Source organism: Diaphorobacter sp. JS3051 (genome assembly GCF_015832135.1).
GTDB classification, from domain to species: Bacteria; Pseudomonadota; Gammaproteobacteria; order Burkholderiales; family Burkholderiaceae_C; genus Diaphorobacter; species Diaphorobacter nitroreducens.
In genome coordinates, this window is sequence record NZ_CP065406.1 from 3,981,433 (window position 1) to 4,000,110 (window position 18,678).

The window sequence follows — 18,678 nt, forward strand, 5'->3', positions numbered from 1 at the left end:
AGGCATCCATGAGCACCATCACGATCTACCACAACCCAGCCTGCGGCACCTCGCGCAACGTGCTGGGCCTGATCCGCAACAGCGGCGAGGAACCGACCATCATCGAGTACCTGAAAACGCCGCCCGACCGCGACACGCTCCAGGCGCTGATCGCGGCGATGGGCGTTCCGGTGCGAGACGTGCTGCGCGAGAAAGGCACGCCCTATGCCGAACTCGACCTGGGCAACCCGAAGTGGAGCGACGACGACCTGATCGGCTTCATGCTCCAGCATCCCATCCTCATCAACCGGCCTATCGTGGTCACGCCGCTAGGCACGCGCCTGTGCCGGCCTTCGGAAGCCGTGCTCGACCTGCTGCCGCAGCCGCAGCGCGGCGCGTTCAGCAAGGAAGACGGCGAACCGGTGGTCGATCAGGATGGCCGCCGTGTCTGAATCCCGTCTCGACCTGCCGAACATCGACGCGGCGCTGTTCCAGCAATCGGACACCGAACACCTGTTCGCGCCGGCACGGGTCACGCACGCGCCGCGCTTCCTGCTGCTCTACGGCTCGCTGCGAGAACGCTCGTTCAGCCGCCTCGCCGCCGAAGAAGCGGCGCGCATCCTGCGGGCGCTGGGCGGCGAGACCCGATTGTTCAATCCGTCCGGCCTGCCGCTGGTGGACGATGCGCCAGCCGATCACCCCAAGGTGAAGGAACTGCACGAACTGGTGCAATGGGCCGAAGGCATGGTGTGGAGTTCGCCGGAGCGCCACGGCGCGATGACCGGCCTGATGAAGACGCAAATCGACTGGATTCCGCTGTCGGTCGGCGCGGTGCGCCCGACCCAGGGCAAGACGCTGGCAGTGATGCAGGTATCGGGCGGCTCGCAGTCCTTCAACGCCGTCAACCAGATGCGCGTGCTGGGCCGCTGGATGCGGATGCTGACCATCCCGAACCAGTCCTCGGTCGCCAAGGCGTACCAGGAGTTCGACGAGGCCGGGCGCATGAAGCCCTCGGACTATTACGACCGCATCGTGGACGTAATGGAAGAACTGATGAAGTTCACGCTGCTCACGCGCGACGCGGTCCCCTATCTGGTGGATCGGTACAGCGAGCGCAAGGAGAGCGCTGAATCACTGTCCAGGCGTGTACGGCAAGGTGCAATTTGACGCTGCGAGGCGCTGAAAAAAAGCCGACGACCTCTCGGTCGTCGGCATTGCGTGAAGTTCAGGCGGCGACCAATTGCCGGGCCAGTGCGACCTCGACGGAATCACCGTCCTGGTTGAGTACATCCAGCCCGGATTCGGGCACGTCGCCCGAGGTGGACTGCGAGACCATGATCTTCTTGGCCATCAGCTCCAGGCAGGTCATCTGCGAGGAACCGGAGTAGCCGAGGTAGATCACGCGCACCGGCTGCTTCTGCCCGATGCGCCAGGAGCGGCGTGCCGCCTGCTGGAGCGAGTACACGTTGTAGCCCGACTGCATGAATACGATCGTCGGGAAGTCCAACAGGTCCAACCCCGTCTTGACCAATTCGGGATTGGTGATGAGCACGTCGATGCCACGATCCAGTTGCTCCGCAATCCAGTCTTCGCGACGGCTGGCATCCACGCTTGCGCGCAGCACCGCCACCCGAAAACCTTCCTGCTCCAGCAGCACCTTCAACCGGCTGGTCGTGTCGCGTGTGCCGGTATAGACCGTGTAGGCCAGGACCTTGCGGCCCTGGGCCTTCTCTTCCTTGCAGATCTCGATCAGCTCACGCTCCTTGGGGCTGATCTCGAACTCGTTGAACTGAGCCGGGACGAACGCCAAGGTGTTGCGCGTGCGCGGATGCACCACGGTTTCCGACCGGAAGCAGCAATCCGGCCAGGCCAGCAGCACGTTGAGCACCACCCCCAGCAAGGTCGTATCGCGTCGCGCCAGAGCCTGTTTCAACTCCGCGGTCAGCCGACCCGCCAGATCGCGGTAGGCCGCGGCTTGCGCCGTGTCCATTGCGACCTCACGGAACTCTTCGTCATACGGCGGAAGCACGTTGCCGCCGATGTCTCTGAGCTTCAGGAAGATCGTGAACGGCAGGATGCAGCGCAACACGCCCTTGGGGCCGAAGCCTGGGGCCTTGACCGTTCTGACACTGACTTTCGTGCCTTTCGCGGTCTTGTGCGCCGTGCCGGTGCTCTCGGAATAAATGTCCTTCAAGACACCGTGATCGCGCATGAACGCCATCGCGGCCGAGGTCATGCTGCCGCTCGTGGTCGGGCGGTAGCCGTCTTCGATCATCCGCCCGGGAAGGGCTCGGAACAGCAGGTAGAACAGATCGTCGCCGTAGCCGCCCATCAGCGTGCCGGTCAGCAGCAAGGTCTTGCGAGCCTTCGCTGCCAGCACGCCCATGGCCTGGCCTTGGGCACTGCCACCGTTCTTGTACTCGTGGGCCTCGTCGGCGATGAGCAGGTCGAACGTGCCTTGCGGCAGGTAGCGTTTGATGAACTCGGACGGCTGGTAGCCGCCCTCGCCAAAGCCAAACTCCATATTGGCCATAGCGCGTTCCATGCGCGTAGCCTGGCGGTCGGAAAACACCAGCTCGCCGTTGCCGTCCATGAGGTTGATGAACTCATGGATGTTGTCGCCCAGCATCGACGCCAGGAACCCGTCACCGAACTTCTGCATCAGCTTCTGCGCAGTGACTTGCCCGATGGTCGGGATGCGCTTCAAGGCTTTCAGCACGGCCGAGGACTGGTCGCTGCCGGACAGGCTGCGCGGGCGGATCAGCGTCCACAGGGGCGCGGCGCAATGGCTGCACTTCCTGCGGTACTCCTCGGCTTCGAGCGCGACCGGGTTGACCGGCTCGCCGTCGAGGTCGGTGATGACCGTGCCGCAGTCAGGGCACGCTGCCACGTCGCCATGGCGGGTGCGCCGCGTGGTGAAGACGGGCTTCCAGTGGAATCCCATCCGCATCCGCACGCGCCCCAGGACAAAGAACTCCTGGCCCGTGGGCTGCACACCCAACTGCTCGCGCAGCTTGATGAGTTTGACCAGCGTATCCGGGCCGTTGAGCACCCAGACCTTGGCGCCTGCCACCGTCTCCTGGATCTCACGCCGCCACTTGTAAACAAGGTGCGGCGGCGAAAGTACCAGGGTGCGGCAGTAGCCTTCGGCGTTGAGAACGGCGGCCGTGGCGATGCCAACGGTCGTCTTGCCGCAGCCCATTTCGCCATTGACGATCGCGGCGCGTTCGCCACGGTCGATCAGCAGCTCGGCGGCGGCATGGACGACTTCGGCCTGAGCCTGGAACAGCTTGCGCTTGAGGCTGGCGACGACGAGTTGGCGATGCGCCTGCGGTTGGCCGGTATAGACCGGCGGGTTGGCGCGGTTGAGCGAGTCGAGCAGTTCGTCGCCGAACTCACCGACGAAATCCTGAAGGCTCAGGGTCAGAGGGGATGATTCCGCGTCGAGCAGTTCGCCCTGTACGGGCGCGGCGTCAGCGGCAGTGGTTTCGAGATCGAGGGACATGGTGATGCTCCAATGAAAAATGGGGCATGCACCACCCCCAGCGGGGCAATGGCACGCCCCGTGATGGGAAGTACATCGGCGCGCGGCCGAAGGTGGTTGAAGATGCTGGCCTGAGTGGCCTGCGGGTGAACCGTGCTCAGTCTTCGGACGGCAGCACGATGGCGGTGACACTGCGCCCCGCATCGGTGATGATGCGAATGGCGAGTCCCGGGTGGATCACATAGTGCGATTCCAGCGACGCGCCCGATTGAAGTGCAACGCCGTTGGCGTGCCATTGGTAGACGTTGACGTCACCCCAGTCGCCACGGGTGTGGCGCCTGAAGTACGGAATCGGGTCCAGGCGACCCGCGCGGACAAGGCGATCAATGCCTCGGCTGAAGATGAGCGCCCCGATGGGGAACGCCAGCCTCTGGCAGTAGGTTTCGATGCGATGCGATGCCATGGGCTCCTCCTTGAAAGGCTATTGAGCCACGACACCCCTGGCGGAGTGAAGTGGCTCCGTCAAGTGGATGGGATGACGAGGCGGCGCCTTCAGATCAGGTCGCGCTCTTCGGGAAGCTGGACCACCGTGGTCTGGTGGTCTTCGCTGGTCTTCACGAGCAACACCAGTTCCGGCGTGATCCGGTACTGGGAGATCATCAGGTTGTCCTGTTGGATTGCGACGTCGTTGGCTTGGCGGGTGGCCTCATCGATCTCGCCCCAGTCCCCGCGCACATGGCGCTGGACATAGGCCAAGGGGTCGATCAGGCCTCGCCGAGCCAGCCAATGCACCTTCTCGCTCAACTTCAACGTACTCGGTGCGAACAAGGGTTGCTTGCGCGGCGCAGGCCGCTTGAATGGATTGGGGAACATGGTGTTTCTCCTTCGAGGTGGTACAGCAGGACGGCAGCGCGTCCGGTGGATCAGCGGATGGTCAACACCTCGCCCCGTGTCGGGGAGCCAGGCGTCATGTCCCACGCGCGGATGACAGGCACGAACTTGTCGGTGAGGATGCGTGTCTCGGCGATGGAGCCGTCTTCGCGTTCGGTGAATTCCCGCTGGAGCGTCTTGTCCTTGTGGGTGTCACCTTTGACGACGAGCACGCGCCCCGTCTGGGAGCGCACGACGCCGGAGATCGCGCCCGCGGCCAGAGCCAGGGCGAGATGCCAGTGGGACAAGGCCCGCGCCGGTGGACGCAGCGACTGCTGCGCGGTCCCCAAGTGCGTGTCCAGCGACGGCCAAAGGCCTTGCAGCCGGCCAACCTCGTCGGCGAACTGTTCGGGCTCCATCGTCACGCGGAAGAAATGCTCCGGCTCGGCCGGACTGGCGGGGACGATGTACGGCAGGAACGGCCATTCGCTCGGCAGTTCCTCGGCTTCGACTTCGCCAAGCCCAACCTGCAGCAGCAGATTGCGCAAGGCTTTGACACCATCGGGAGTCTGTTCACGCTGCCGTACCCTGCGACCGAAGATCACCACCTGCTTGAACTGCGTCTCCACCGCTCGGTAGATGCGCAGATCGGTGTAGTGGCGTGTCAGCCAGCCGACCAGTTCTGCGTCGAGCACGTAGCCGGGAACGATGAAGACCAGCACGCCGCCGTACTGCAACAGCGACAGCGAACGTTGATAGAACAATTTTTCGAGGCGGGCACGGCCCTGACCCTGGTAGCCGATGTTGCCGTTCACATCCTTGGACAAGTCGCCATACGGTGGGTTGAGCCAGAGCAGCCCGAAGGACTGCTTGGAGACCATCGTATCCATCAGGTCCGCGTGCAGGCAGTGATCGACCAGGCCGCGGGCATGGCGTGCCCGCTCCGCGTCGAACTCGACGGCAAACGCCTTGGCCTGGTCACGCCCGAGGGCATGGGCGGCTTCGGCGATCGCCACGCCTTCGCCGGCGCAGGGATCGAGGATGCACATCGGCCCGTCGCCGGGCATCAGTGCGTTGAGGGTTCTTTCGAGCGTGGGTTCATCCGTGGGGAAGTAGCCGTTCCTGACGAAATTGCGGGCAAGCCGCGGGAACATGAGGGCCATGGAAGTCTCCTGGTTGGCGGGGAGGAATGGCGGAAGCACGCCAAGGCGTGCCTCCGAGGGTGGGTCAAGCCGCTACCGCTTCCGGCGTCCAAATCTTGGCCGGATAGGGATAGGCGGTGAGCGCGTCACTGCGGATCAGGGAGCCCAGCGCCAAGCTCAGCGCCGGCACGTCGATGGCGAGCCGATGGCCTTCCAGCGGCCCGAGGGCGAACGGAAGGCGGGCCAGCATCTCGCGGCTTTGCAGCAGTTCCAGCACGGTCTCGCGCCAGTGGTCGAGCAGCGGCAACGGGCAGGTGTCCCGCACCAGCATCCACAGGCGGTCAAGCCGGTGGGCGCTGTCACGTGGCAGCAGTGCCAATGCGCTGGCGTTGGCCTTGTCGGGCTTGACGCAGCGCCGGTCGAACAGCCACACGTTGGACAGCGAACCGAACAGCGTTCGCCGGTAGGCGCGCGTGATGCGCTTTTCCAGGCGATCGACGTTGCCGATGAATACCGGGACGCTGCCGCCCTGGTCGGTGATGACGTGGAACTGGTCCAGTCCCTGCTCGTCGCGCCCGAGGGTCAGGCGTGCAAGGAACTGCTGGACGGCGGTGTCCCGCGCCCAGATGGACAGGAAGATCAGGTTGCCCTGGTCATCGCCGACGCAGGCGTCGGCCATCACGTCCGGGCATTCGTCGATGCGGTACAGCGTGGAAGAAGTGTTTGCGGGCATGGTGGTGTCCTCGGATGAACGGGAACAGCACCGCCCGCTGGGGCAAGTACTGCCCCAGGGGGTGGAAGAAAACCGCTCAGTCCGGCTCGAACTGTTGGGTGTGCGGATTGAAGTGAAGCGCCTCGTCCACCGCGGTGATCGGCGTGAAGCCGTCCAGGTAGATGTTGTTGAGGTACTGGTCGCGGTAGGTCAGCGCCTGCCGTGCCTGCTCCTCGGTGAGGCCGTTGTCGATGAAGTACCCCAGCATTTCCTCGTCGGAGGAAACTTCGTCGTTGGACAAACTGCCTTCAACGAGCTTCAACAGCGAGAGCGGGAGTGCAGCCAGGATCGGGTCCATGTCGGTTCCTCCTGGCTCAGGCCATCGACGCCGCGGCGGATGCCGCGGATGCCGTGGGTGTGCGCCGCCGGGCGTGGTAGGCGCGAACGCCTGCACGCCAGTCGGCGGACTGCTCCGGTGCGAGGTCCAGATAGGACAGCGGGCACGTGTAGTAGTACGGGTGCATGGACTCGTCCAAGGACTTGTAGCCCCACTGGCCGCCGCTTCGTTCAAGCAGATCGCAGCGGATGTAGCGCAGGGACTGGCCCGGTGCGAGATCACGATGCACGCCTTCGACCTTGGCGGTCACTTCGGCGACGGACCACAGCACGTTGCCGCGCAGGGTGTGAGCGATGACCTTGACGCTGGCGCGCTCGGTCTCTTGCGGTGCGATCAGTTCCGCGATCAGTTCGGACCGCGATTGGTTTGAGAAATACCAGCCCATGAGAGGCCTCCTCGAAAAGTTGAGCTGAAGGCCTCCCCGTGGGGAAGAACCCCCAGCGGGTGATGGAATGCCGCATCTGCGGCGAAGGAACCTATGCGTCGCCCTCAATCCCAGTCGTCATCGTCTCGATCACAACCGGCCGGGCAGTAGCCGAACTCGATCCCGTGCGAGCAATAGCCATGCTCCGCATTCCAGTCCTGGGTTTCCTGCCGTTCGGCAGGTGTTGCGTAGTCCCATTCCTGGGCCGCGATTTCGAGAGCCTGAGCACGTTGCTCATCCGGCAAACGATTGGCCTGTGCGTCGATCGCCGAACTGAAGAGCGTCACGTAGTGGTCGTAGGACAAGCCGCAACCGCGCTGGGCGTGTGCGGCGGCCGCTTTGCAAAGGTCCCGCCACGCGGGTTCATCCAGCGTTGAACGCGGGGTATCGCAAGCGATGGTGGACATGATGGAGACCTCCAGAAAATGGCCAGGGCCTCCCCCGCATGGGAAAGGAACCCCGGCGGGTGGATGAAGAACACCGCGCATGCGGCGTCTGCGATCACGCAGGTTTTGGTTCGGCCTGGCGGCTCCACTCCTGCGTCTTGAAGTCCAGCGCGTAGCCCAGCTCGCCCAGGCGGGCGATCTGCGCGCGCAGGGTGCGGCGGTCGATGGTCGAATCCAGTTTCACGGACTCGCCCAGCGGCCACAGCAGGCCGAAGAGCGCGGCGTCACCGTCTTCGGTGCTGCCGGGGGCAGCGGCCGTAGCAGGCGGTGGCGCATCCACGCCGAAGGGCGTGGTATCGACCAGCGGGTCCGCGGACGCCTGCACGGGTGCGGGCTTGGCGGGCCTGGACGCTTTGGTGGGCTTGGCCGGCGTTGCCGCAGGCTGCGCCCCTTGCTCTTCATCGAGCGGATCGACGTCCTGGGTGGCGAAGCTGCGGGCTTCGTCGCGGCTGAGTTTGTCGATGCCGTTGAGCGTCATGCCGTCGAGGCTGGCACGGATCTCGAACCGCATGCCGCCGCCGACCGGATAGGACTTCGGGAAGATGTACCTGATGATGAATTCCCCGTCGTACTTGCCTTCGGGGTACTGCTCCAGCTCCGGGTCTTTGACCTCGAAAGTACCGAGGTGCGTCGCGAGGCGGCCAACCGTGAACGGGCCGTTCTTGCCGCGGATGGTACGCAGCGTGAGCTGGCCGGGGACGACGATGGGCGCAACCGATTTCTCGGAAGCCGATGGGGTTGCCATGATGGTTCTCCTGATGATGAATGACGGGCCGCCGACGGCACCCGGTGGATGAGAGGAAATGGCCTCGCCCGAGGTGGGCGAGGTCCGCGTGGCATCACGCCTTGAGCTGGCGCATGCCTTCGGCCAGCAGCCACAACGCCCGGTTCAGGCGCAGGTTCTGGTCGATGCCTTGCACCGGACGGGTGCGCTGATTGCGGCCGTTGGCCGTGCGTCCGTTCAGGCCCCCTTTGACTAGGTTCTCCTGGACGCGGTTGAAGACGGCCCACAGGTCGTTCTTGCGGTCGTCCCATCGCCGAGGGGCCAGCAGTTGGCTCTCGGTGACAGGCGTGGACTTGGCCGGATCGTCGTACTTGAGTGCGAGCGCAGAGTTCGCAAAGACCTCCGCTTCGCCCTCATCGAGGGTGATGGTGCGCATCGCATCGCGCGCGTTATGCACGCGCTCGAAACCTTCGAGGACTCCGTAGGCACCTTCGATCACCTGGCTGGCCACGTCGCCCTTGTGGGGAACGCGGATGTCTGCGGTGGTGTCACCGCAAACCAGGCCGTTGTGGCAGACGAACCGGAACATGCCGGCGAGCATCTGATAGCTGCTCGTGCCGTCATGGCTGTTGAGCAGGATGATCTCGTTCGCCTCGTCGCCGTTGATCTGGCTTGCATGGCGAAGTCGGATGAGGTGCTTCGTGTACTCGCGCCGGTCTTCGTTGCGCACGCGCGTCTGACACACCATGAAGGGCTCGAAGCCCTCCTGGCGCAACTTGGTCAGCACGGTCGAGGTCGGTATGTAGGCATACCGATCGGACCGGCTCCCATGTGGAGCGTCGGCGAAGATCGACGGAACGACGGCACGAATGCGGTCGTCCGAGAGTGGGCGATCAGAGCGCAGGATCGGGGATTGCGGAGCAAAACGGGATGCCAGAGACATGGCTGATCTCCTTTGAGAAATGCGACAACCGCGCGGCCGTGAGATCACGCGGAACTCGGGGGATGAAATGCGCAAGCGCGCGTCCTAGGGACGCGGCGGATGCGGGAAGAGAAGCGACAAGGCCCCGTGAGGGGCCATGTCGGATCAGAACGAAGCAGCCAATGCCGGCTCCTGCTCCTCGACTTGCGCCTCGGGCTCGCGCTCGGCGGGCTCGGCAGGCTGGTCTGCAGCGGGGTCGGCAGCAGTGTCGATGGCTTCGTCGGCTTCGGGCGCGGGTGCGTCCTCGGCCTGCGGCGCCTCGGCTTGCGCCTGGCTCGTCGGATAGACCTGGGTGCCGTCGATCTTGATCAGACCGATGTGGATCAGTGTCGATTCCAGGCTCGCTCCCGGCTCCCCGGCGCGCTCACCCTTGGTGCGGATGTACGGATCGATCTTCATGTCGTTCAACTTGAAGGCGATCAGCACCTTGCGGTCCCCTTCGATGGCCTGCACGCACCGGCGAACCAGGTGCTCGGCTTCAGGGGTGGCGACGATGGTGTCGAAGTACCGATAGTCCGGTTCACCGACAGGCCCGGCCAGAGCCGCGACGCAGCACGACAGGAACGGATCGCCATCCTTGGGGGTGACGTCCTTCGGACGGCTGAGGTAGCCGATGCCGCGGGTGATCAGCTCGTGCTGCTTGATGGAAGCCAGTTCGGCCCGGTCAAGCGGCTCGGTCTTGAGCAGTCGCGCCTTGAGGGACGCGGCGGCTTCACCCTTGCGCTCGCCCTTGTCGCGGATGTACGCATCGCCCCAGAGGTCGCCGAGGCGGAAGCGCACCAGCGGGCGCTGCTTGGGATCATCAACGCCGATATAGCGTTCGACCAGCTTCTTGGCCTCGGCACCGGAGACCTTGACATCGAAGTAGCGGTAGCTGGGGTCCTTTGCGGAGCCGACCAGCGCGGCAACGGTGCATGCCAGGAAAGGCTGCGCACGGCGGCCGCCCCGGACAGGCACTTCACGGACACGCTGGATGTAGCCGATGCCCGAGGTGTGGAGGTCGAAATACGACTTCTCGTTGGATGTGGTGTTCATGGTGAATCTCCATAGGGAAGAAGCGGAGACACACCAGCCCCACGCATGCGGGGAAAGGTGCGTAACCCCGCGGTGGGTTGATAAGGCGAAAGCATCCGCCACCAGAGACTGGTGGCCGCTCGCGGATGGATGCGGTGCGAGCTGGCTCGGTCACGCAGTGGGAACTGCGACGCAACCTCGAAGACCGATGGTTGCCTGGCATGTCGCTGACAACGTCAGCAGGCATGGGGTCAGCATGGCCGGGCCTCGCGCGCGCGACAGCAATCAATCGGCATCCGGGCGTTTCCCTTTGTCCGCGCCACCCGGCGCCTGTCACAGGCACTTGGCGCCGCGCAGGTGCTCGGGGGTATCGGCGCGCGGACGGCCGGGACGGCTCCAGGCGCCGCCACCGCGCGCGCCGATCAGCCGCCAGCCGGCGGCGCGCAGGCTGGCGCCACCTTCGTCGGGCATGGTGTAGGTGAGCAGGCGTATGTAGCCCAGCGCCCTTGCCGCCTGCCAGGCCGCGCCGTAGAGCTTGCTGCAGGCGCTGGGTGTGCCGTCGGTGCACAGCCGCGTGACTTCCAGCGTCCAGGTGCCGCGCGACCGGGCGGCCGACAATGGCCACGCCGTGGATCAGGTCGCTGTCGCTCAGCGTGACGGCCAGGGCGAACTTCGCGCCCTGGACCGGGCGGTGGTGGCGATGGTGCGACAGAACGAATGCATTGGCCGTGCGCAGCGACACCGGTAGGAGGTGCAGCCTCGGCGAGGTCGATGGCGTGTTCATGCGGTTGTCTCCGGTGGCATGCCGGCGTTGTGGCCGGCGGGGCGTGCCTCGGCGGCTGGAGACAAACGCGCACGCGCGGCGATGGCGGCGGTGCGAACAAAAGAAGGCCCCCGATGCGGGGGCTGCGAGGCGGTTGCCGCGTCAGGCGGGAGGCACCACTGCTAAGGACAGGTGCGTGGCGGTGGCGGAAAGCACGAGATCGTCCGCCGAGTGCTGGAGGCGCGTGAACAGGCCGTCCTTCGGGTCGAAATACTCCGCGAAGTCATCGCCGCCCAGCTCGCGGCCGGCGAGGTGCCACCAGTCATCGAACGGGTCGGTGTCCGGGTTGCATCCGACGGCGTAGGCGAGCAGTGCCTGGCGCCCATCCGGGCGACGCTCCCCACGCTCGGCGAGGAAGTACACGCCCTGATCCTTGACCAGGACAATGCGGCACTGATTGGGGACGTCTCAGAAAACGGAAAAAATCGTACGCTAAGCCGGTTGCAGCGGTCGTAGCGGCCTGAACTTGCCCGCGCCGATCTTGGCGCTGCTGCGCCAGAGGTAATCGCCGGTCAGGTTGATGTGCTCCCAGCCCAGCGGCGACAGGTACTGCAACAGGGCGTCATCGACAGTCTGGCCGTGACCGCGTAAGGCGTTTGAGGCCCGTTCCAGATAGACCGTGTTCCACAACACTATGGCCGCCGTCACCAGGTTGAGGCCGCTGGCCCGGTAGCGCTGCTGCTCGAAACTGCGGTCGCGGATTTCGCCCAGCCGGTTGAAGAACACGGCGCGGGCTAGCGCGTTGCGGGCTTCGCCCTTGTTCAGTCCGGCATGCACGCGGCGGCGCAGCTCGACGCTTTGCAGCCAGTCCAGGATGAACAGCGTTCGCTCGATGCGGCCCAGCTCGCGCAGCGCCACGGCCAGGCCGTTCTGGCGCGGGTAGCTGCCGAGTTTCCTGAGCATCAGCGAGGCCGTCACCGTGCCCTGCTTGATCGAGGTGGCCAGCCGCACCTTGGCGTTGATCGCCTTGCCGGACGCCTGGAACTGCTGCTGATGCTTGTGCTTGGCAGCGTTGAACAGCTTGCCCAGGATGCGGTCGTGCAGGTCGATGATTTCGTCGGTGACGGTGGCCATGCCCTCGATGGCGAGCGCACCAGGGTCGCGTAGCGGCGCTGTGCCTCGAACTTGGCCAGATCGGCGGGCGTCATCTGGCCGCCTTCGCGGGCGATCTTGAGCAGGCGGTTCTGGTGCACCGACCGCTCGATGCCGGAAGGCAGGTCGAGCGCCTGCCAGGCTTTGAGGCGCTCGATGTGTTCGAGTATGTGGCGCGAGTTCGGCTTGACGGGCGACTGGCGCAGCCAGGCCAGCCAGGTCGTCTTGCCGTTGTCGTGGCGCTTGAGCAGATCGTCGAGGCGGTGCCGGTGGGTGGCCGACAGGGGATCGGACAAGGCCGCGTAGATGCGGCGGTTGGCGCGGCTGTAGGCGTTCATCGAACACCTCCCTTTTCCTCATCCGGCGCAACAGGACAGTTGCTTCACGTCCTTGTTGAAGGTCTGCGCCGCGAGCTTCAGTCCCTCGACCATGGTCAGGTAGGGGAACAACTGGTCGGCCAGCTCCTGCACGGTCATCCGGTGGCGGATCGCCAGCGCGGCCGTCTGGATCAGTTCGCCCGCTTCCGGCGCGACCGCCTGTACGCCGATCAGCCGCCCTGAGCCAGCTTCCGCCACCAGCTTGATGAAGCCGCGCGTGTCGAAGTTGGCGAGCGCCCTCGGCACGTTGTCGAGCGTCAGCAGCCGGCTGTCGGTCTCGATGCCGTCGTGGTGCGCTTCCGCCTCGCTGTAGCCCACGGTCGCCACCTGCGGATCGGTGAACACCACCGCCGGCATCGCCGTCAGGTCCAGCGCCGCGTCGCCGCCGGTCATGTTGATCGCGGCGCGCGTGCCGGCCGCCGCCGCCACATAGACGAACTGCGGCTGGTCGGTGCAGTCGCCGGCAGCAAAGATGTGCGGTGCGCTCGTGCGCATGGCGCGGTCGATGACGATGGCTCCCTGCGCATTGACTTCGACGCCTGCCGCTTCAAGGTTCAGGCTGCGCGTGTTCGGCGCGCGACCGGTGGCGACCAGCAGCTTGTCGGCGCGCACTTCCCCCTGCCCGGTGGTGAGCACGAATTCCCCGCCCGCATAGGCAACGTGGCTCGCCTGGGTGTGGTCCAGCACCTCGATGCCCTCGGCGCGGAAGGCGTCTGTTACGGCTTCCCCGATGGCCGGGTCTTCTCGGAAGAACAGCGTGCTGCGCGCCAGGATCGTGACCTGGCTGCCCAGCCGGGCGAAGGCTTGCGCCAACTCGACCGCCACCACGGAGGAACCAATCACGGCCAGCCGCTCGGGGAGCGAGCTGCTTTCCAGCGCCTCGGTGGAGGTCCAGTGGGGTGTGTCCGCAAGGCCCGGGATTGGCGGAAGCGCCGGGCTCGCGCCGGTGGCAATCAGGCAGCGGTCGAAGTTCACCTCGTGCGTGCCGCCGTCAGCGGTCGCCACGGTCAGCGTGCGCGTGTCCCTGAACCGGGCCTCGCCGCGCAGCACGGTGATGGCCGGAGTGCTTGCCAGGATGCCTTCGTACTTGGCATGGCGCAGCTCCTCGACGCGGCCTTGTTGCTGGGCCAGCAGCCGCTCGCGCAGTACAGCGGGCGCTGCGGCCGGCAGGCCAGCATCGAACGGGCTTTCGCGGCGCAGGTGGACGATGTGCGCGGCGCGGATCATGATCTTGGACGGCACGCAGCCGACATTGACGCAGGTGCCGCCGATGGTGCCGCGCTCGATCAGCGTGACGCGGGCGCCTTGCTCCACGGCCTTCAAGGCAGCCGCCATCGCCGCGCCGCCGCTGCCTATCACAGCCACGTGCAGCGCTTGTTCACCGCCAACATGCTTCGTTTCGCCACCGAGCCAGCCCAGCGCCTTGTCTAGCAGGCCGGCAGGCTTGTTCGGCGTGTCGGTAAGCCGTGCGCGATAGCCGAGCGTGGCCACTGCGGCAACCAGCGGGGCCACGCTCACGCCTGCATCCGCCTCGATTTCGGCCTGCCGCTGCGGATAGGACACCGAGGCCGCGCGCACGCCGGGCACGTTCGTCAAAGCCTGCTGGACGTGCTCGGCGCACGACGTGCAGGTCATGCCTTCGATGTGGAGGGTGATCGCCTCGGCCATGATTACGCCCTCACTGCTTGACGCTGGACGGGTAACCCGCGTTTGCGGTGGCCTTGGTCAAGGCGTCGGCATTGGTCTTGGCCTCGTCGAAGGTGACGACGGCCTCCCGCTTCTCGAAGCTGACTTCGGCCTTCTCGACGCCGGCGACCTTGGACAGAGCCGTCTTGACCGTGATCGGGCACGCGGCGCAGGTCATGCCGGGCACCGACAGGGTGACGGTCTTGGTGGCAGCCCAGGCGGGCGCGCTTAGAGCGGCGGCCAGGGCGATGAGGGTGGTGAGGGTGGTGAGTTTCTTCATGGTGATCTCCTTTCAGTAGAACAGCGGCAGGACGTAGGGAAACGCGAGGGCAACCAGAACCAGGGCGGCCACGATCCAGAAGATCACCTTGTAGGCAGTCCGCACTTGGGGCACAGCGCAAACGTCGCCGGGCTTGCAGGCATGGGCTGGTCGGAAGATGCTGCGCCAGGCGAAGAACAGCGCGATGAGCGCTGCGCCGATGAAGATCGGCCGATACGGCTCCAGCACGGTCAGGTTGCCGATCCACGCGCCAGAGAAGCCGAGCGCGACCAGGACAAGGGGGCCGAGGCAGCAGGCCGAGGCGAGGACGGCCGCGACGCCGCCGGTCGCCAGTGCGCCGCGGCCGTTCTTGGGTTCCGACATAAGGTTCTCCTTCCGGGACTTCGCTTGATGCTGTAACGTTACTTCCGTAGTCAACTACGGAGTCAAGCGCCATGGAGAACGCTCAAGAGAATCTGACCATCGGGGCCTTCGCCAAGGCAGCCCGGGTCAACGTGGAGACGATCCGCTTCTATCAGCTCAAGGGCTTGCTACCCCAGCCGGAGCGGCCCTACGGTCGCATCCGCCGCTACGGGCAGGCGGACGTGGCGCGGGTGAAGTTCGTGAAGTCAGCCCAGCGCCTGGGATTCAGCCTGGATGAAGTCGGCCAGCTCCTGAAACTGGAGGACGGCACCCATTGCAGCGAGGCGGCCGAACTGGCTGCTCACCGGCTGGCCGATGTGCGCGCACGCATGGCGGACCTCACGCGGATGGAAGAGGCCCTGTCGACGCTAGTGTAGTGTTGCATTCTGTTTGGAACTTAATCGGCTATTGGCGCGGATGACCTTTTGCAGGATGTCGCGAGCGTTCTTGGTCCAGATGAACGGCTTGGGGTTGGTGTTGTGATGCGCGATGTACTCATCGATGGCCGAGACGAGTTCGGGCACGCTGGTGAACACCCCGCGGCGTAGCCGGTTCTCGGAGATGTCGCGAAAGAAGCGCTCGACCATGTTCAGCCACGATGCCGAGGTCGGCGTGAAGTGCATGTTGAATCTGGGGTGCTTGGCCAGCCACTCCTGCACAGCTGGATGCTTGTGCGTGGCGTAGTTGTCGGCGATCAGATGCAGCGTCTTGTCCTTGGGCGTCTCCCGATTGATTTGACGCAGGAACTTCAGCCACTCGATGTGGGTGTGGCGCTGCTGGCACTGGCCGATGACCTGACCGTTGAGCACGTTGAGCGCAGCGAACAAGGTGGTTGTGCCGTTGCGCTTGTAGTCGTGCGTCATGGTGGCCGCGCGCCCCTTCTTGAGCGGCAGCCCGGGCTGCGTTCGGTCCAGCGCCTGCACCTGGCTCTTTTCGTCGCAGCACAGCACCAGCGCATGCTCGGGCGGCGACATGTAAAGCCCCACGATGTCTTCGAGCTTTTGCACGAACTGCGGATCGCGCGAGACCTTGAAGCCGCGCACGATGTGAGGCTTGAGACCGTGGGCCTGCCAATGGCGCATCACGGTGCTGGCGCTGACGCCCAACTCAGCGGCCATCGTGCGCGTGCTCCAGTGCGTGGCCGCCTCGGGCTTGGTCTGTGTGGTTAGCTTCACAAGCTTGGCCACATCCACCTTCACCGGCGGTGCGCCGCGCGGCAAGTCGCGCTCGATACCTTGCAGCCCCAATTGCAGGTAGCGTTCACGCCAGCGCGCCACCTGCACGCGCCCAATGCCAAGCTGCTCGGCAATATCCTTGTTTTGCAGCCCCTGCGCGGCCAGCAGCACGATCTGGGCGCGCTGGGCCAATCTGACGCTGGTGCGCTTGGAGCGCGCCAGCCGGCTCAGCTCGCTTTCCTCTTCATCCGTCAACACAATCGTCGGGGCAACTCGCAATTTTTCACTCCAATGCAAACCGTAGTAGAGCATTGGAGCGTGGTTGCTCAATTAAGTTTCATTAAGAATCAAACACTACACTAGCTGGCCCTTGGCCTCCAGCGCATCGCACAGGCGCATGAGGGCTGCGACGCGGGTGACGATGCGGGATTGTTCGGAGAGAGGGGGAACCGAAAGAACCACGTTGGCGAAGTCCTTCCCGGAAATTTCCTTGAAAGTCGTGCCAGAGGCTTCGGAATCAATTTTTCGAGCTAACTGCTTGAGATGCCAATACAAGTAATGACTCAGCCCTGCTAAGTGAGGCACGCAAGACTTAAAGCCCTGATTCGTAGCAAGTGAATTCGCAGCAATCGCCACGTAGCCAATTGGTGCCCTGCTCGAAAACAAAACTGTGCCTGAAGGCAGTACCCTCGCAGATGAGGAAGCCAAACCCTCGGCACTAATGTCGCGTCTACCCTCAGCAATGGTGACTTCTCGCCGGCCGTAAAGATCAGCGGGTGTCAGCCATGGAATGCCTTTACTTGCCCAATACTTCGGCTCGTCAGACCTCGGGGTGCCGCCGCCAACTACTTCGCCCAACTCGCCGATGCGCGCCCAGCACCACCCCACCGGCAACTCAAACGACTTTTCCTCGTCCGCAATCGCCTCCAGCGGCTTGTCCCGCTTGATCTTCCCTTCGGCAATCAGCCGATCCTTCTCCGCCCGAATCTTATGCAGCAGCACACTGGCCGGTTCATCGGCCGGGTCTTGCGGCACCAGCTTGCCTTGCACGGCCAGGGTGAGGATGAGTTCGCGCAGTTTGGCGACGCCACCGGGGGCGGTGGCGAGTAGCTCCATATTTGATAGCAGCATGCGCTTATTCCTCAAGCGCTAGCGGCTGTTTTGGCCAAAGACTGGGAGAGGATGCCTTTCAACTCATCGCGCAGGGCCTGGGCCTCGGCCTGCAGGCGGGCGTAGTCGGCCAGCAGCGCGTCGGGGTCGTGGCTTTGCTGTTCGCCGATGTGGGGGTTCTTCTGGTCCAGGTTGTAGCCTGCGGCCTTGATCTGGTCGATGCCGACCTTCCAGGCCCGTTCGTTTTCCACGCGGGCGGCAAAGCCGTCCTGCTCGGTGCCCCACCAGGCTTTCTCGGCGTCGAACTCGTCGATGCGGATGGGTTTGGTCTTGTTGTAGGTTTTGACGCCCTGGGGGTAGGGGTGTTCGTAGTACCAAATGTGCTGGGTGGGCTGGCCCTTGGTGAAGAACAGCAAGTTGGTTTTGATGCCGGTGTAGGGCGCAAACACGCCGTTGGGCAGGCGCACGATGGTGTGCAGGTTGCAGTGCTGCAGCAGTTGCTCTTTGATGCGGGCCTTGACGCCTTCGCCAAACAAAAAGCCATCGGGCAGCACCACGGCGGCGCGGCCGCCGGGTTTGAGCAGGTGCTGGATGAGCACGAGGAAGAGGTCGGCGGTTTCCTTGGTGCGCACGTCGGCGGGGAAGCCCGCCTCGATGCCCGGCTCTTCAATGCCGCCAAAGGGCGGGTTGGTGAGGATGACGTTGACGCGGTCTGCCGCCGTGTAGTCGCGCAGCGGGCGGGCCAGGGTGTTGTCGTGCACGATCTGGCTGGGCACCTCGATGCCATGCAGCAGCAGGTTGGTAACGCACAGCATGTGCGGCAGCTGCTTTTTCTCCACGCCGCGGATGCTGTTTTGCAGCACGGCTTCTTGCTCTGCGTTGTGCACTTGTTTGCGCAGGTACTCGATGGCGCAGACGAGGAAGCCGCCGGTGCCGGTGGCGGGGTCCATCACGCTTTCGCCCAACTGGGGGTTGGTCATGTCCACCATGAACTGGGTGACGGCGCGGGGGGTGTAGAACTCGCCCGCGTTGCCCGCGCTTTGAAGGTCGCGCAGGATCTTTTCGTACAGGTCGTTGAACTGGTGGCGTTCGGCCTGGCGGTTGAAGTCGATGGCGTTCAGCTTGTTGACCACCTGGCGCAGCAGGTGGCCGCTTTTCATGTAGTTGTAGGCGTCTTCAAACACGCCGCGCACCACGAAGCCGCGTGGGTTGCGCTGTGGGTCGGCGCTCAAGCCCTTGAGGGCGGGGAAGAGCTGCTTGTCCACAAAGTCGAGCAGGGCGTCGCCGGTCATGCCCTCGGCATCGGCCGCCCAGTGGCGCCAGCGCAGGTGCTCGGCAATGGGGCTTTGGTAGTCGTCGCGGGTGAGTTCGAGTTCTTCTTCCAGCGCGTCAAACACCTTGAGGAACAGCAGCCAGGTGAGCTGGCTGATGCGCTGGGCGTCGCCATCCACGCCAGAGTCCTGGCGCATGATGTCTTGGATGGATTTGATGACGGGGGTGAGGTTGGACATGGGGTGCGGGCTTTAAGAAAAAATGGGCTCTAGCGCTTATCCATCAAG

At 64.7% G+C, this 18,678-nt stretch carries 19 protein-coding genes and 4 pseudogenes; 3 read left to right on the forward strand and 20 right to left on the reverse strand.

Features of this window, described 5'->3' with window-relative positions:
- The first annotated feature begins 8 nt into the window (after positions 1–8).
- The gene (gene arsC / locus I3K84_RS18955) at positions 9–431 is read left to right on the forward strand and encodes an arsenate reductase (glutaredoxin) (RefSeq protein ID WP_011804686.1); all 423 of its coding nucleotides are present in this window, start codon (positions 9–11) and stop codon (positions 429–431) included.
- On the forward strand, positions 424–1,146 hold the full coding sequence (gene arsH, locus I3K84_RS18960; protein ID WP_023108446.1) for an arsenical resistance protein ArsH: 723 nt from the start codon (positions 424–426) through the stop codon (positions 1,144–1,146). Before arsC ends, arsH begins: the two co-directional genes overlap by 8 nt.
- 58 nt (positions 1,147–1,204) lie before the next feature.
- Here arsH and I3K84_RS18965 read toward each other — a convergent pair whose 3' ends face one another.
- From I3K84_RS18965 to merT, 17 genes and pseudogenes are all read right to left on the reverse strand, one after another.
- A complete protein-coding gene (locus I3K84_RS18965) occupies positions 1,205–3,484 on the reverse strand; it encodes a helicase-related protein (RefSeq protein WP_033986397.1) in 2,280 nt (759 codons plus the stop codon).
- Between the two features lie 136 nt (positions 3,485–3,620).
- Positions 3,621–3,926 carry a hypothetical protein gene (locus I3K84_RS18970; protein ID WP_011804740.1) on the reverse strand — a complete coding sequence of 102 codons (306 nt, stop codon included), beginning with the start codon at positions 3,924–3,926 and terminating at the stop codon, positions 3,621–3,623.
- Positions 3,927–4,015: 89 nt separating this feature from the next.
- Positions 4,016–4,336: a hypothetical protein gene (locus I3K84_RS18975; protein ID WP_003098896.1), complete on the reverse strand. Its 321-nt coding sequence runs from the start codon at positions 4,334–4,336 to the stop codon at positions 4,016–4,018.
- Positions 4,337–4,386: 50 nt separating this feature from the next.
- Positions 4,387–5,496, reverse strand: coding sequence for a DUF6094 domain-containing protein (locus tag I3K84_RS18980; RefSeq protein WP_196995169.1), 1,110 nt, complete (start codon positions 5,494–5,496; stop codon positions 4,387–4,389).
- Between the two features lie 64 nt (positions 5,497–5,560).
- Positions 5,561–6,208 (reverse strand): hypothetical protein, encoded by a 648-nt coding sequence (locus tag I3K84_RS18985; RefSeq protein WP_003098901.1) that lies wholly within the window; start codon positions 6,206–6,208, stop codon positions 5,561–5,563.
- A 76-nt stretch (positions 6,209–6,284) separates the two neighbouring features.
- Positions 6,285–6,545 (reverse strand): hypothetical protein, encoded by a 261-nt coding sequence (locus I3K84_RS18990; RefSeq protein WP_003098905.1) that lies wholly within the window; start codon positions 6,543–6,545, stop codon positions 6,285–6,287.
- Between the two features lie 16 nt (positions 6,546–6,561).
- Positions 6,562–6,969 carry a hypothetical protein gene (locus tag I3K84_RS18995; RefSeq protein ID WP_003116821.1) on the reverse strand — a complete coding sequence of 136 codons (408 nt, stop codon included), beginning with the start codon at positions 6,967–6,969 and terminating at the stop codon, positions 6,562–6,564.
- A 104-nt stretch (positions 6,970–7,073) separates the two neighbouring features.
- On the reverse strand, positions 7,074–7,415 hold the full coding sequence (locus tag I3K84_RS19000; RefSeq protein ID WP_003116822.1) for a hypothetical protein: 342 nt from the start codon (positions 7,413–7,415) through the stop codon (positions 7,074–7,076).
- Positions 7,416–7,509: 94 nt separating this feature from the next.
- Positions 7,510–8,199 (reverse strand): DUF3275 family protein, encoded by a 690-nt coding sequence (locus tag I3K84_RS19005; protein ID WP_003116823.1) that lies wholly within the window; start codon positions 8,197–8,199, stop codon positions 7,510–7,512.
- A gap of 94 nt (positions 8,200–8,293) precedes the next feature.
- Positions 8,294–9,121: a DUF932 domain-containing protein gene (locus tag I3K84_RS19010; RefSeq protein WP_196995170.1), complete on the reverse strand. Its 828-nt coding sequence runs from the start codon at positions 9,119–9,121 to the stop codon at positions 8,294–8,296.
- Between the two features lie 144 nt (positions 9,122–9,265).
- On the reverse strand, positions 9,266–10,195 hold the full coding sequence (locus I3K84_RS19015) for a DUF3577 domain-containing protein (protein WP_196995171.1): 930 nt from the start codon (positions 10,193–10,195) through the stop codon (positions 9,266–9,268).
- A 399-nt stretch (positions 10,196–10,594) separates the two neighbouring features.
- Positions 10,595–10,958 (reverse strand): annotated as a pseudogene (locus tag I3K84_RS22370) (XF1762 family protein); the annotation flags it as partial.
- A gap of 141 nt (positions 10,959–11,099) precedes the next feature.
- Positions 11,100–11,402: pseudogene (locus I3K84_RS19025) on the reverse strand (DUF3085 domain-containing protein); the annotation flags it as partial.
- A gap of 27 nt (positions 11,403–11,429) precedes the next feature.
- A pseudogene (locus I3K84_RS19030) lies at positions 11,430–12,436 on the reverse strand (Tn3 family transposase); the annotation flags it as partial.
- A gap of 9 nt (positions 12,437–12,445) precedes the next feature.
- On the reverse strand, positions 12,446–14,134 hold the full coding sequence (merA, locus tag I3K84_RS19035; protein WP_003098932.1) for a mercury(II) reductase: 1,689 nt from the start codon (positions 14,132–14,134) through the stop codon (positions 12,446–12,448).
- Between the two features lie 10 nt (positions 14,135–14,144).
- Positions 14,145–14,432 (reverse strand): mercury resistance system periplasmic binding protein MerP, encoded by a 288-nt coding sequence (gene merP / locus I3K84_RS19040; RefSeq protein ID WP_003116826.1) that lies wholly within the window; start codon positions 14,430–14,432, stop codon positions 14,145–14,147.
- Between the two features lie 12 nt (positions 14,433–14,444).
- Positions 14,445–14,795 (reverse strand): mercuric ion transporter MerT, encoded by a 351-nt coding sequence (gene merT / locus I3K84_RS19045; protein ID WP_011804695.1) that lies wholly within the window; start codon positions 14,793–14,795, stop codon positions 14,445–14,447.
- Positions 14,796–14,866: 71 nt separating this feature from the next.
- Here merT and I3K84_RS19050 point away from each other — a divergent pair.
- A pseudogene (locus tag I3K84_RS19050) lies at positions 14,867–15,208 on the forward strand (MerR family DNA-binding protein); the annotation flags it as partial.
- Here the strand turns inward: I3K84_RS19050 and I3K84_RS19055 are convergent.
- From I3K84_RS19055 to I3K84_RS19065, 3 genes are read right to left on the reverse strand one after another with little or no spacing between them, the layout of a single operon-like run.
- A complete protein-coding gene (locus I3K84_RS19055; protein WP_231403305.1) occupies positions 15,203–16,321 on the reverse strand; it encodes an IS630 family transposase in 1,119 nt (372 codons plus the stop codon). The pseudogene I3K84_RS19050 and the gene I3K84_RS19055 sit on opposite strands and share 6 nt — an antisense overlap.
- A gap of 42 nt (positions 16,322–16,363) precedes the next feature.
- A complete protein-coding gene (locus tag I3K84_RS19060; protein ID WP_196995173.1) occupies positions 16,364–17,140 on the reverse strand; it encodes a restriction endonuclease subunit S in 777 nt (258 codons plus the stop codon).
- Between the two features lie 11 nt (positions 17,141–17,151).
- Positions 17,152–18,630, reverse strand: a complete 1,479-nt coding sequence (locus I3K84_RS19065) for a class I SAM-dependent DNA methyltransferase (RefSeq protein WP_196995174.1) — start codon at positions 18,628–18,630, stop codon at positions 17,152–17,154.
- Between the last annotated feature and the right edge of the window lie 48 nt (positions 18,631–18,678).

Coding starts and splice junctions, on each gene's coding strand:
- I3K84_RS18990 (WP_003098905.1), bottom strand. CDS start 6,545: ATGGACCCGATCCTGGCTGCACTCCCGCTCTCGCTGTTGAAGCTCGTT.
- I3K84_RS18995 (WP_003116821.1), bottom strand. CDS start 6,969: ATGGGCTGGTATTTCTCAAACCAATCGCGGTCCGAACTGATCGCGGAA.
- I3K84_RS18980 (WP_196995169.1), bottom strand. CDS start 5,496: ATGGCCCTCATGTTCCCGCGGCTTGCCCGCAATTTCGTCAGGAACGGC.
- merT (WP_011804695.1), bottom strand. CDS start 14,795: ATGTCGGAACCCAAGAACGGCCGCGGCGCACTGGCGACCGGCGGCGTC.
- merP (WP_003116826.1), bottom strand. CDS start 14,432: ATGAAGAAACTCACCACCCTCACCACCCTCATCGCCCTGGCCGCCGCT.
- I3K84_RS19000 (WP_003116822.1), bottom strand. CDS start 7,415: ATGTCCACCATCGCTTGCGATACCCCGCGTTCAACGCTGGATGAACCC.
- I3K84_RS19015 (WP_196995171.1), bottom strand. CDS start 10,195: ATGAACACCACATCCAACGAGAAGTCGTATTTCGACCTCCACACCTCG.
- I3K84_RS18985 (WP_003098901.1), bottom strand. CDS start 6,208: ATGCCCGCAAACACTTCTTCCACGCTGTACCGCATCGACGAATGCCCG.
- I3K84_RS18965 (WP_033986397.1), bottom strand. CDS start 3,484: ATGTCCCTCGATCTCGAAACCACTGCCGCTGACGCCGCGCCCGTACAG.
- I3K84_RS19005 (WP_003116823.1), bottom strand. CDS start 8,199: ATGGCAACCCCATCGGCTTCCGAGAAATCGGTTGCGCCCATCGTCGTC.
- I3K84_RS18975 (WP_003098896.1), bottom strand. CDS start 4,336: ATGTTCCCCAATCCATTCAAGCGGCCTGCGCCGCGCAAGCAACCCTTG.
- I3K84_RS19010 (WP_196995170.1), bottom strand. CDS start 9,121: ATGTCTCTGGCATCCCGTTTTGCTCCGCAATCCCCGATCCTGCGCTCT.
- I3K84_RS19055 (WP_231403305.1), bottom strand. CDS start 16,321: ATGCTCTACTACGGTTTGCATTGGAGTGAAAAATTGCGAGTTGCCCCG.
- arsC (WP_011804686.1), top strand. CDS start 9: ATGAGCACCATCACGATCTACCACAACCCAGCCTGCGGCACCTCGCGC.
- merA (WP_003098932.1), bottom strand. CDS start 14,134: ATGGCCGAGGCGATCACCCTCCACATCGAAGGCATGACCTGCACGTCG.
- I3K84_RS19065 (WP_196995174.1), bottom strand. CDS start 18,630: ATGTCCAACCTCACCCCCGTCATCAAATCCATCCAAGACATCATGCGC.
- I3K84_RS18970 (WP_011804740.1), bottom strand. CDS start 3,926: ATGGCATCGCATCGCATCGAAACCTACTGCCAGAGGCTGGCGTTCCCC.
- I3K84_RS19060 (WP_196995173.1), bottom strand. CDS start 17,140: ATGCTGCTATCAAATATGGAGCTACTCGCCACCGCCCCCGGTGGCGTC.